Genomic DNA, 12,632 nt, shown 5'->3' on the forward strand with positions numbered 1-12,632 from the left:
AAGGCCGTATGGCGAGCTTATGTCAAATATATTGAAACAACCCCGGCCGCTGGTTTAGGGTGGCGGATGCCTTGGGCCGAAAAGCAGGCTGGCCGGGCAGTATTCCTGAGGACGACCGCGACGATCGCGGCGCTCGTATTGAACAAGAGGAGGACACTCGAATGACCACCCTGACTCGTGCCGACTGGGAACAACGCGCCCGCGACCTGAAGATCGAAGGCCGCGCCTACCTTAATGGCGAGTACACCGATGCCGTCTCCGGCGAGACCTTCGAGTGCATCAGCCCGGTCGATGGCCGTCTGCTGGGCAAGATTGCCAGCTGTGACGCCGCCGACGCCCAGCGCGCCGTGGAAAACGCCCGCGCCACCTTCAATTCCGGCGTCTGGTCGCGTCTGGCGCCGACCAAACGCAAAGCCACCATGATCCGTTTCGCCGGCCTGCTCAAGCAGCACGCCGAAGAACTGGCCCTGCTCGAAACCCTCGACATGGGCAAGCCGATCAGCGATTCGCTGTACATCGACGTGCCGGGCGCTGCGCAGGCCCTGAGCTGGAGCGGTGAGGCGATCGACAAGATCTACGACGAAGTCGCCGCTACGCCGCACGATCAACTGGGTCTGGTGACCCGTGAGCCAGTCGGCGTGGTCGGGGCCATCGTGCCGTGGAACTTCCCGCTGATGATGGCCTGCTGGAAACTCGGCCCGGCCCTGTCGACCGGTAACTCGGTGATCCTCAAGCCGTCGGAAAAGTCCCCGCTGACCGCCATCCGCATCGCCGAACTGGCAGTCGAGGCCGGCATTCCGAAAGGCGTGCTGAACGTGCTGCCGGGCTACGGCCACACCGTCGGCAAGGCGCTGGCGCTGCACAATGACGTCGACACCTTGGTGTTCACCGGTTCGACCAAGATCGCCAAGCAATTGATGATCTATTCCGGCGAATCGAACATGAAGCGCGTCTGGCTGGAAGCCGGCGGCAAGAGCCCGAACATCGTGTTTGCCGATGCGCCGGATCTGCAAGCCGCCGCCGAGTCCGCCGCCAGCGCCATCGCCTTCAACCAGGGCGAAGTCTGCACCGCCGGTTCGCGTCTGCTGGTCGAGCGTTCGATCAAGGACAAATTCCTGCCGATGGTGATCGAAGCGCTGAAAACCTGGAAACCGGGCAACCCGCTGGACCCGGCCACCAACGTCGGTGCGCTGGTCGACACCCAGCAGATGAACACCGTGCTGTCCTACATCGAGTCGGGCCACACCGACGGCGCCAAACTGGTGGCCGGCGGCAAGCGCATTCTTCAGGAAACCGGTGGCACCTACGTCGAGCCGACGATTTTCGACGGCGTGAGCAACGCGATGAAGATCGCGCAGGAAGAGATCTTCGGCCCGGTGCTGTCGGTCATTGCTTTCGACACGGCCGAGGAAGCGATCAACATCGCCAACGACACGCCTTACGGCCTGGCGGCAGCGGTGTGGACTCAGGACATTTCCAAGGCACATCTGACCGCCAAGGCCCTGCGTGCCGGCAGCGTGTGGGTCAACCAGTACGACGGCGGCGACATGACCGCACCGTTCGGCGGCTTCAAGCAGTCGGGCAACGGTCGCGACAAGTCGCTGCACGCGTTCGACAAATACACCGAGCTGAAGGCGACCTGGATCAAGCTGTAAATCGCTGAGGGAGCCTGCCGAGGCGGGCTCCCGAACGATACAAAGATCCCTGTGGGAGCGAGCTTGCTCGCGAAAGCGGTGTATCAGTCAGCACATTTGCTGAATGTGAAACCGTTATCGCGAGCAAGCTCGCTCCCACAGTGTTTTGTGGTGCATATAAAAATTATCCACAGGAGCGTGGACCATGCGTTGGGCGACGTATTTCGCCGTGTTGGCGTCTGTCTTGAGTGTTGGCCTGGCCCTTGGTGTCAGCATGCCGCTGGTGTCGTTGCGCCTGGAGGGCTGGGGTTACGGCTCGTTCGCCATTGGTGTGATGGCGGCGATGCCGGCCATTGGCGTGTTGCTGGGGGCGAAGATTTCCAGTCATCTGGCGGCGCGTTTCGGCACCGCGAACCTGATGCGCCTGTGCCTGTGGGCCGGGGCATTGTCCATCGGTTTGCTGGCGCTGCTTCCGAGCTACCCGATCTGGCTGGTGCTGCGCTTGATGATCGGGGTGATCCTGACCATCGTGTTCATCCTCGGCGAGAGCTGGATCAATCAACTGGTGGTCGAGCAGTGGCGCGGGCGGTTGGTGGCGCTGTATGGCAGCAGTTATGCGCTCAGCCAACTGTCGGGCCCGTTGCTGCTGGGCGCACTCGGCACTGAGCATGATTACGGATTCTGGGTGGGTGTCGCGCTGCTGATTGCCTCGCCGTTGTTGCTGCTGGGTCGCAGCGGTGCACCGAGCAGCGAGGCCAGTAGCGTGACCTTCGGCGATCTGTGGGGTTTCAGTCGTGAGCTGCCGGCAATCGCCTGGGCGGTGTCGCTGTTCGCCGCGTTCGAAGCGATGATCCTGACGCTGTTGCCGGTGTATTGCCTGCAACAGGGATTCACCGCCGAAATCGCGCTGGCGATGGTCAGCACCGTGGTGGTGGGTGATGCGCTGCTGCAATTGCCCATCGGCGCATTGGCCGATTATCTGTCACGGCGGACCCTGTTCACCGGCTGCGCTGTGGTGCTGATGCTGTCGAGTCTGGCGATCCCGATGCTGCTCGACACTTTGCTGATCTGGCCGTTGTGGGTGTTGTTCGGCGCCAGTGCCGGGGGCTTGTTCACCCTGTCGCTGATCTTGATCGGCGAGCGCTACCGCGACGACGCGCTGGTACGGGCCAACGCGCATGTCGCGCAGCTGTGGGGCGTCGGTTGCCTGATTGGCCCGTTGGCGGCGGGAGCGGGCAGTCAATGGATCAGCGGGCACGCGTTGCCTTGGTTTATGGCGGCCGGCGCGTTCGGGCTGGTGATTCTTCTGTCGCGGCAAGGGGCGTTCGGCAAGGTGCCGGAGCCCGCTTGATATGCCGGCTGGAGCGGGCTGCTACAGCATCCGCTCCAGTCCCACGGTGGTGCTGAACCACGCATTGAAGCGCCTCCACCAACTGCCCGGTTCCTTGGTCAACGTGTGCATCTGGCCGTTGTCCTCGGTGACCCACACCACTTTTCCGTCCTGCAGTTTCGCTTCGTAGCTGAGCGCCGGCGCCATGCCTTGCAAGGCCAGTTCGCGCACGTGAGCCGCCAGTTCAGGGCTGTCCACCAGCACCCCGACTTCGGTGTTCCACAGCACCGAGCGCGGGTCGAAGTTGAACGAGCCGATGAACGATTTTTTGCCGTCGAAGATCATCGCCTTGCTGTGCAGGCTCGAGTCCGAGCCGCGGTAGGACTTGCTGTAAAACAGGTGCGGGCCGCTGCCGTAGTTATCCCCGGGCTGACGCCGCAGCTCAAACAGCTTCACGCCATGTTCCAGCAGCGCCTTGCGATATGGCGCATAACCGCCATGCACCGCCGGCACGTCGGTGGCTTCCAGCGAGTTGGTCAGCAGGCTCACCGACACGCCGGCATCAGCGCGGCCGGTCAAGTAGACCAGCCCCGGCTGCCCCGGCACGAAGTAGGCAGAAATCATCACCAGTTCTTTGCTGACGCCGGTCAGCTCCGGCGCCAATTGGGTCGTCAGCAGCAGTTGCGGATCGGGTTCGCCCTTGGCCAGCACTTTGCTCGGTGCATCCCACAGCGCCTGGTTCCAGGCCCAGATCAACTCCTTGCGCCAGATATCCATGCGCGGGTCGGTGCGGAAAGTCATCAACTGCTGATACAGCGCGTGATTCTGTTTGCGGGTTTCTTCGAGGGATTCTTCCAGGCGTGTGCGGGTGTTCTGCAGGTCTTTGGACGTGGGTTTGCTGGAGAGAAACTCGTCGATCGGCTTGCTCAGGGCGCTGTTCCAGTACTGATCGAAACTGTGCCCGAGCTGCTCGGCAACCGGCCCGACACTGAGCATGTCGATATCGGTGAAATTCAGGTTGGGCTCGGCATCGAAATATTCGTCACCCAGATTGCGCCCGCCAACGATGGCCGCGCTGTTGTCCGCCAGCCACAGCTTGTTGTGCATCCGCCGGTGTTGCAGCGACAGATTGAACAACCGCCCGGCCGCCCGGGTCACGCCGGTGCTGCGCCCCAGGTGCAGCGGATTGAACAGGCGAATCTGGATCTGCGGATGCGCCGCCAGGGTAGCAATGATCAGGTCGAGGCCGTCGCTGGTGGTGTCGTCCAGCAGGATCCGCACTCGCACGCCGCGATCGGCGGCCTTCAACACTTCCTCCACCAGCATTCGCGTACTGATGCCGTCATGGACGATGTAGTACTGCAAGTCGAGGCTGCGTTGCGCGTTGCGGATCAGCTCGGCGCGGGCGGTGAAGGCTTCGGTGCTGTTGGACAGCAGGCGAAAACCAGACTGGCCCTTGTAGGGCGCCGCCTGGGCCTGGATCGAACGACCGAACGCGGAGTCGGACGCCGGCAGCGCCTGGCTCGGTTCGCGCGGGACATCCAGCGAGGCGCACCCGGCGAGCAGCAGGACGAACATCAGTGCAGGCGGCAGGAAGTGTCTGGAGCTCAAGTCGGATGGTTCCGGGTGTGGGCGAGGTCTGGAGTATGGCACGGCGCACGCCGCCTGTTATCGGCTTAACCGTCAGGCCTTCCGATCTCTGAAAAAGAGCGGCTTCGTAGTTTATGGCTGTGGGCTTTCAGGCGCACTGAAACTCGGACTCTGAAGACATGGCGGTTCAAAGCATCCGGCCACGGTAGCGTAGGATCCCGCCACCAAGCTCAAATTACCTATTAAACCAGTCGTGATTTCGCTGTTTAAGCGCTCCCGTTTCCTACAGATTTATCTCTCATAAGCCGCAATCATCAGCCCGCTTACTTACATACCAGGTTTGTAGGGACTGAACTGTCAATCAAATGGAAGATTACGGCTTATGAAAAAGACATACCGTCTTGCAGTACTGGCGGCGGCACTGTTGCCAACAATGGCAACGGCAGAAAGCGTTGACCTGAATGTCATCGGCACCATTATTCCAACCTCCTGCATTCCGGCCTTTGCGGGTGGCAGCACGGTGGATCTACGTAAGATTTCGGCGGCGACGCTGAATCCAACCACTCAGACTCTGTTGGCCGGTCGCGACGTATCTCTGCACATCAATTGCGATGCACCGGCTCCGGTGGAAGTGTCGGTGCGTGACAACCGCGCCGGCACCAAGCTGCCGGGCATCAGTGATGGCGCCGGGCAGAGTGATCCGGCGCTGTTTTACGGGCTGGGCGAAATTGGTGGTACACGTATTGGTGGTTTCGCTTTGCGTCACGGCATTCCGGAGACTGACGGCAATGCCCAGACACTGCTGACCCGGACGCTGGCGGTCCCGACATGGCGTGTGCCGACCAGTACGCTGGTCAGCAATGCACCGCAGTTGTACTCGTGGGGCGCCAGCGCCGCGACCGGTCCGGTTGCCGCCCGTCACCACGGTTTCCCGATGCACCTGCTGCCGATCATCGGTCCAAGCAACGCTCTACCGATTGCCAACGAAATCCCCCTGGACGGCTCCGTGACGTTCGACATGTTCTACCTCTGACGGCGGCGTCCCGGTGCCCCATGCACCGTGACTGGCTGACGCACGCGAGCGCGGTCCGGCATCTGCCGGACCGTATCCAGGATTTCACGGATTATCCCGATGCTCATTTCTTTCAAGTCTGCTCTCAAGACGGCACCACTGTGCCTGTCCGCATGGTTTTCAATGCCGCTGGCCCACGCCGCTGGAATGGTCCCGCAGACGCCAGTGCTGTTGGTGGAGGAGGGCATGGGTGAAGCGGTGATGAACGTGCGCAATACCGACACGCATCCCGCATTGCTGCACACCACCGTTGAGAACGTCGAGGTCAGTGACGACGTACTGCTGATCTTCACCCCACCCATTGCCCGGGTCGAACCGGGCGGCATTCAGCAAGTGCGATTCATTCTGCAAAACCGGCAACCGTTGAAAACCGAACGCCTCAAGCGGGTGATCTTCGAGGGCATCAGCCCGGCCAGTGACGCCGCCGGAGCGCGGGTGACCCTCGGTGTACGTCAGAACCTGCCGGTGATTCTGCGTCCCGCCGGGTTGCCGGTCGAGCGCGAGCCGTGGAAGCGGCTGACCTGGTCAATGGATGCCTCTGGTGTGCAGGTCGTCAATCCTAGCCCCTATGTTGTGCGGTTGGCGAAAACCATTGTGCCTCTGCCGGGCACCCGCTCGGTGAACCTGCCCAAGACTTACATCTTGCCCGGCGAGCGAATGCACGCTGATTTGCCCTTGCACACTTCGGCACAGACGATGGCGGTGAGGATTTTTCCGGCCACCACCTACGGCTTTGCGGTCGACCATTACGATGCGCCGGTTACCCGCTGATGAAGTTCTGCGTTCGTTTGGGCGTGATGCTGCTCGCAGCCAACGGCACCGTGCTAGCGGCCGAAACATTGGAATTCGACGCCCGTGTGTTGAGAGACCGCGGCATCGATCCTGCGCTGGCGGCGTATTTTCGTGAGGCGCCGCGCTTCACCCAAGGCGAGCACTCCGTGGCGCTTGAGGTCAACGGACAGACCCGAGGCCGTGTGCGGGTGGCGTTCAACGAACGCGGTGAATTGTGTCTGCACCCCCAATGGCTGAACGCTGCCGGAGTACGCCCACCACCCTCGATGTCCAAACTGCGACCGGAGCAGTGCATGACATCGGCGGAGGGATTTCCCGAAGCTGTTGTGCAACTGGACCCGGGACGCGAACGGATTGACCTGCTGGTACCGACCGACAGTCTGATGCTGGCGGAACGTGCGCCCAACAACTTCGCTCATGGCGGGACGGCCGGCGTTTTCAACTACGACGCGTTGATGGTCGGCAGTCAGCATGAAGGCCGGCACGACAGGTTTCAGAGCCTGGGCTCGGAGGTCGGCCTGAATGCCGGGGACTGGGTATTGCGCAGCCGGCAGTCCTACACGTCGACCGCCGGCAACTCGCGGTTCGAGCATCTGTATGCCTACGGTGCGCGAACCCTGGAGGACGCCGAAGCCAGTCTGCAGGTCGGGCAGTTGAATCTCGCGTCGACCTTGTTTGCCGGGGAATCCTTCAACGGCGTGCAGATCGTGCCGGAAGCGGCATTCACCCGGTTGCGCGCGGCGCAGGACGGCGCGCGCGGGCAGGTGGAAGGTGTCGCGTATTCGCCTGCCCGCATCGAAGTCCGGCAGAACGGCGTGATGATCTATACCACCATGGTGCCGAGTGGGCCGTTCACGCTGCTAGCGCTGCCGCTGCTGAGCAATCAGATTGATCTGGATGTGACCGTCCACGAACAGGATGGGCAGGCGAGGCGCTTACGGGTGCCGGCGGCCAGTCTCCACGAAGCGCAATGGGCCGGGCCGAGCGGGTTCAACTTTGCGCTGGGCGCGGTGCGACGGCTGGGCTCGGACGACCGACAGACACCTTCTTTCACCACATTCAACAAGGATTGGGATTGGGGGCAGGCCACCCGACTGACCGCCGGTTTGCTCGCGGCAAACGACTACCTGTCGGCAGGCTGGGGCCTGCAACAACAGTGGGCCGGAGGCTACGCGCTGGGCGTGAAACAGTTGCTGTCCGATGACCGCTCCAGTGGCGCGGGAGGTAGCCAGACACAACTGACGCTGAGTGCGCCGCTGTCCGAACACCTGTCGACGAGTCTGGTTGCGGCGCGCCAGAGCCGGAATTTTCGCACGCTGTCAGACACCGGCTGGGATCAAGACCTTCACCGGGCCGAATCCCCCGGTCGCGATCACCTGGTGTTTTCTCTCACCGGATCGGTGGATCAGTGGGGTGCATTCGGGGCGACCTGGTCGCGGTATTCGACCCAGGGTGAAACGTCGCAATCGCGCCTTGGCCTGTCGTGGTCGCGCACATTGCCTGAGCGCGTCAGCCTGTCGTTGAACCTGGAGCGTGCCATCGGCGATACGGAGTCCGATCGCCTGGGCAACTCCGCTTATCTGACACTGGGAATGGCGCTGGGTGGCCAGCGAAGGTTGCGCGGCTATTTGCGCCGTGATGATCGATCCGGCCTGCGTCGGGGCGTGGCCGTCAGCGATGTACTGGGTGAAAACCTGGCCTACAGCGCCAACGCTGAATACCGCGACGAGGCGGCAGCGAGCTACGGCGTTCGCTTCAATGCGCTGCCGCGCTACACCAGCCTCGACGTTGGCGTCGGCCAGCGATCCGGGGCGACCGATTACGACGTGGGGCTGCGCGGTGGTGTGGCGCTGCATCGCGATGGCGCAACGTTGTCGCCTTATCCCTTGCGCGACACCTTCGGCGTACTCAAGGCCGGTGATCGATCAGGCGTAAAACTGAACACGCCCCAAGGACCGGTCTGGACCGATGGTTCGGGTCACGCAGTTGCGGCGAGCCTGCCGGCCTGGTCGACGGCACGGTTGGAAGTCGACCCGCTCAGCCTGTCGCGCAACGTCGAAGTGCTCGACGGGGTGAAGGAGGTGCAGCCGGCCCGCGGGTCGGTGCAGCATCTGGATTTCTCGCTCGTCACGGTCCGGCGATTGTTGCTCAACGCCATGACCGTCGACCGGCAATGGCTGGCCAAAGGATTGAGTGTTCACGATGAGCAGGGCCGCTACCTGACAACGGTCCAGGACGCCGGAACGATTTTTCTGCCCGACGCAAAAGCCGGTCAGCGCCTGCATGTGCAGCTTCCTGACAACACGCGGTGCGTGCTGCGTTTCCGGCTTTCCGAATCCCCTGAAGACAGCGCGCTCATCGAGCGGGTCGATGCCACCTGCGCGCCGGCCGAGCTGTCCTGAACGAGTGCATCTGATGAAATTTCTGCCGGTTTGGATCGCGCTGCTGTGCCGGGTATTTCAACCGGCGTCGGGCGCCGAGACGTGTCAGTTGAGCCTGTCGCCCGCGAGCGTGAACCTGGGTAGCGCAACGCGCGCCGACCTGCTGCAACGCACGGCGCTTGATGGCCGGGGGCCGGGCTTTGGCCTGCGCAGCGTGCACTTGCGGGTGCAGTGTCCCGATGTGCGCGTGATGAGGTGGGCATTTGTCGCGCCTTCGGCCGATCCGCAGCGTTTCCGTTGGGCGGCGGGCACGTTGCAACTGCGCATCGTGGCTGTTCGTGTCGACGGTGCGGCGGTGCATTGGCGGCTGGACAGCGGCCAGCCGGTCGAAGGTGATTTCCTGCGCCCGGGCATGCACGTCGTCCCTTGGCGGGCGGACGCCGGTGCCCGGGGCAGCCTGCTGGAAGTGGAGATGGAACTGGATGCGCGGGTCGATGACGCCTCAAGCCGCCCCGTCGATCCGGAGCGGTTTGAAGGTCAGAGCGCATTTACGGTGGACTAATCGGCCTCGGCCAACAGCTTGATCGCGGTCGCGCCGACCTTGCGCACTGCCTCTTCGATCAGTGCTGTCGGTTTGGCCGCGTAGTTCATGCGCAGGCAGTTGCGGTACTTGCCCGAGGCGGAAAAGATGCTGCCGACGGCAATCTGTACGCCCTGATCGTGCAGCGCACGATTCAGTTTCAGCGTATCGAAACCTTCCGGCAGCTCGACCCAGAGCATGAAGCTGCCTTGCGGACGGCTGGCGCGGGTGCCGGCCGGGAAGTAACGCGTCACCCAGTCGATCATCACGTCGCGATTGCGCTGGTATTGCGTGCGCATCCGCCGCAAATGCGGTTCGAAGTGCCCGGCCTTGAGAAATTCGGCGATGGCGATCTGCGGCTGGGGCGCGGTGGATCCGGTGCTGATGTATTTCATGTGCAGCACGCGTTCGAGGTAGCGACCGGGCGCGACCCAGCCGATGCGCAATCCCGGTGCGAGAGTCTTGGAGAACGAACTGCACAGCAGGACGCGGCCATCCTCGTCGAAGGACTTGATCGTGCGCGGACGCGGGTAGGTGTAGGCCAGTTCGCCATACACGTCGTCCTCGATGATCGCCACATCGAAGCGTTGGGCCAGCGTCAACAACGCGCGTTTGCGCGACTCCGGCATGATGTAGCCGAGCGGGTTGTTGCAGTTGGGGGTGAGCTGGATGACCTTGATCGGCCATTGTTCCAGCGCCAGTTCCAGGGCTTCGAGGCTGATGCCGGTGAGGGGGTCGGTGGGGATTTCCAGGGCTTTCATGCCCAGCCCTTTGAGGGTCTGCATGGCGCCGTGAAAGCTCGGCGAATCCACCGCGACGATGTCACCGGGCTCGCAGATTGCGTGGATGCTCGTAGACAGCGCTTCATGGCAACCGGTGGTGACCACCAGATCGCTGGCGCTCAACTGGCAGCCGGAATCGAGCATCAGCCGGGCGATCTGTTCGCGCAGTTCGAGGGTGCCGTGGATGTTGTCGTAATACAGACCGGGCATGTCCTGACGGCGGCTGATACGGGCCAGCCCGCGCAGCAGCGGTTTCATCGTCGGCGACGAGATGTCCGGCATGCCGCGCCCGAGCTGCACCACGTCCTTGCGCGGCACGGCGCGAATCAGTTCCAGCACCTGATCCCACTGGGAAATTTCCACCGGCCGCTGCGCGGGACGCCCGACTGCCGGCAGTTCCGGTAACTCCCGACCCACTGGCACGAAGTACCCGGACTTGGGTTTCGGCGTGGCCAGGCCGCTGTCTTCCAGCATGCGATAGGCCTGCTGCACCGTGCTCAGGCTCACCCCGTGTTCTACGCTCAAGGCGCGCACCGACGGCAGGCGATCACCAGGACGGTAGAAGCCTTGTTCGATGCGGGTGCCGAGCAATTCGGCGAGATTCACATAGAGCGTCATGGCACTGCCTCGATGCAGATGATTCGTTAAACCAGTACAGATGCGGCGTAAATCGACAATTCAGTCTCAGAGACAGCAAATCTGTATGGAAATAATACAGATGTGTTGAATCTGTAATGCTTTTGCTTGCCCGCGCATCATGGAATCTCTGGCTACCCAAGTAAACAGGAGCAATGAAAATGAACGGTTTGAGCGATGTGCGGCTGACGTTACACAGTCAGGAACTGGAGGCAGGGCAACAGGACAACGCGCGCAACGAGATCATGCGCAACGCGCCGTCCGGCCTGAGTCGCTGGGGCCTGTTCTGGCATCGTCTGCACACGCGAAAGGCGTTGCTGCGCCTGACGCCGGAACAGCTCAAGGACATTGGGCTGACCCGGGAGCAGGCGCTGGAGGAGGGGTTGAAGCCGTTCTGGCGAATTTAGAGGGATCGTTCCCACGCTCTGCGTGGGGACGCCGCCCCGGACGCTCCGCGTCCGCTGTGACGCAGAGCGTCACTGGATGCATTCCCACGCAGGAGCGTGGGAACGAGCTCACACCAACTCTTTAAGCCGATGCCACAACATCCCCAACGCCAACAGCGGCGAGCGCAGATGCTTGCCGCCGGGGAAGGTGATGTGTGGCACTTTGGCGAACAGGTCGAAGCCGCCGCTGTGCTGACCACTGATGGCCTCGGCCAGTAGCTTGCCCGCCAGGTGCGTGGCATTCACGCCGTGACCGGAATAAGCCTGGGCGTAATACACATTCGGCTGATCCGCGAGCCGGCCAATCTGCGGCAGACGGTTGGCACCGATGCCGATCATCCCGCCCCACTGATAATCGATCTTCGCTGAAGCGAGCTGCGGAAACACTTCGAGCATCTTTGGCCGCATGTACGCGCCGATGTCATTCGGATCGCGCCCCGAATAATGGCAGGCGCCGCCGAACAGCAGACGGCGATCCGCCGAGAGCCGGTAGTAATCGAGCGCCACCCGCTGGTCGCAGACCGCCATGTTCTGCGGCAGCAGGGCGTGGGCCTGTTCTTCGCTCAGGGGTTCGGTGGCGATGATGTAGCTGCCGGCCGGCAGCACCTTGCCGCTGAGTTGCGGATTCAGATTGTTGAGATAGGCATTGCAGCCCAGCACCAGGGTCTTCGCCCGCACCGAACCTTGTGCTGTATGCACCCGGACTTCAGGACCGTAGTCGATGCGGGTGACCGCCGATTGCTCGAACAGCTTCACCCCGAGCTGCTGCGCTGCTGCGGCTTCGCCGAGTGCCAGGTTCAGCGGGTGCAGATGCCCGGAACCCATGTCGATCAGGCCACCGACGTAGCGTTTGGAGCCGACCACAGTGTGCATTTCGTTCGCTTGCAGCAGGCGAGTTTCGTAACGGTAACCGAGGCCGCGCAGTTCTTCAGCGTCTTCGGCAAATCCTTCAAGGTCGGAAGGTTTGTTCGCGAGATCGCAGTAACCCCAGGTCAGGTCGCAAGGGATCTGAAATTTTTCCACGCGCTGGCGGACGATTTCCACCGCTTCCAGCCCCATGAGTTTCATCTGACGCACGCCGTCGGTGCCGATCACGTTGGCGAACTGATCGAGGCCGTGACCGACCCCGCGAATCAACTGCCCGCCGTTGCGGCCGCTGGCGCCCCAGCCGATCCGGTGCGCTTCCAGCAGCACTACGCTCAAGCCCCGTTCAGCCAGTTCCAGCGCGGTGTTCAGCCCGGAGAAGCCGCCGCCGACCACGCACACGTCCGCGATCAGTTCACCTTGCAGCACCGGATGGTCGGGTTGCGGCAGGCTGCTGGCGGCGTAATAAGAGGCAACGTGGGGTTGGCTCGCGGTGGCTTGGGCGCGGGCATTCATGGGCGTCAT

Annotated in this window: 10 protein-coding genes; 7 read left to right on the plus strand and 3 right to left on the minus strand. The window is 62.6% G+C overall.

Annotated elements, in window-relative coordinates; all coding sequences use genetic code 11:
* The first annotated feature begins 161 nt into the window (after positions 1 to 161).
* Entirely contained in the window at positions 162 to 1,655 is a 1,494-nt protein-coding gene (locus AC1Q9F_RS16365; RefSeq protein ID WP_007954454.1) for an aldehyde dehydrogenase, read from the plus strand.
* A gap of 184 nt (positions 1,656 to 1,839) precedes the next feature.
* Complete coding sequence (locus tag AC1Q9F_RS16370) at positions 1,840 to 2,985, plus strand: MFS transporter (RefSeq protein ID WP_207984325.1); 1,146 nt, start codon at positions 1,840 to 1,842, stop codon at positions 2,983 to 2,985.
* A gap of 21 nt (positions 2,986 to 3,006) precedes the next feature.
* On the opposite strand, the gene AC1Q9F_RS16375 is transcribed toward AC1Q9F_RS16370, so the two are convergent.
* The gene (locus tag AC1Q9F_RS16375) at positions 3,007 to 4,542 is read right to left on the minus strand and encodes a phospholipase D family protein (protein ID WP_207986161.1); all 1,536 of its coding nucleotides are present in this window, start codon (positions 4,540 to 4,542) and stop codon (positions 3,007 to 3,009) included.
* Positions 4,543 to 4,936: 394 nt separating this feature from the next.
* On the opposite strand from AC1Q9F_RS16375, the gene AC1Q9F_RS16380 reads away from it, so the two are divergent.
* The 4 genes from AC1Q9F_RS16380 to AC1Q9F_RS16395 all read left to right on the plus strand — a co-directional run bounded on the left by AC1Q9F_RS16380 (position 4,937) and on the right by AC1Q9F_RS16395 (position 9,361).
* A complete protein-coding gene (locus AC1Q9F_RS16380; RefSeq protein WP_492620223.1) occupies positions 4,937 to 5,587 on the plus strand; it encodes a DUF1120 domain-containing protein in 651 nt (216 codons plus the stop codon).
* A 99-nt stretch (positions 5,588 to 5,686) separates the two neighbouring features.
* A complete protein-coding gene (locus AC1Q9F_RS16385; RefSeq protein ID WP_492620222.1) occupies positions 5,687 to 6,397 on the plus strand; it encodes a fimbria/pilus chaperone family protein in 711 nt (236 codons plus the stop codon).
* Positions 6,397 to 8,820: a fimbria/pilus outer membrane usher protein gene (locus AC1Q9F_RS16390; protein ID WP_492620221.1), complete on the plus strand. Its 2,424-nt coding sequence runs from the start codon at positions 6,397 to 6,399 to the stop codon at positions 8,818 to 8,820. Before AC1Q9F_RS16385 ends, AC1Q9F_RS16390 begins: the two co-directional genes overlap by 1 nt.
* Positions 8,821 to 8,833: 13 nt before the next feature.
* Positions 8,834 to 9,361, plus strand: coding sequence for a DUF1120 domain-containing protein (locus AC1Q9F_RS16395; RefSeq protein WP_207984321.1), 528 nt, complete (start codon positions 8,834 to 8,836; stop codon positions 9,359 to 9,361).
* Here AC1Q9F_RS16395 and AC1Q9F_RS16400 read toward each other — a convergent pair.
* Positions 9,358 to 10,779, minus strand: coding sequence for an aminotransferase-like domain-containing protein (locus AC1Q9F_RS16400; protein ID WP_207984320.1), 1,422 nt, complete (start codon positions 10,777 to 10,779; stop codon positions 9,358 to 9,360). The genes AC1Q9F_RS16395 and AC1Q9F_RS16400 overlap by 4 nt on opposite strands.
* Before the next feature lie 179 nt (positions 10,780 to 10,958).
* Between AC1Q9F_RS16400 and AC1Q9F_RS16405 the strand changes: the two genes are divergently transcribed.
* Positions 10,959 to 11,204 (plus strand): DUF1127 domain-containing protein, encoded by a 246-nt coding sequence (locus AC1Q9F_RS16405; protein ID WP_007954481.1) that lies wholly within the window; start codon positions 10,959 to 10,961, stop codon positions 11,202 to 11,204.
* 108 nt (positions 11,205 to 11,312) lie between these two features.
* Here AC1Q9F_RS16405 and AC1Q9F_RS16410 read toward each other — a convergent pair whose 3' ends face one another.
* On the minus strand, positions 11,313 to 12,623 hold the full coding sequence (locus AC1Q9F_RS16410) for an NAD(P)/FAD-dependent oxidoreductase (protein WP_492620220.1): 1,311 nt from the start codon (positions 12,621 to 12,623) through the stop codon (positions 11,313 to 11,315).
* Positions 12,624 to 12,632: the final 9 nt, after the last annotated feature.

The sequence above is a fragment of the Pseudomonas sp. GW823-FHT04A03 genome, assembly GCF_058796615.1.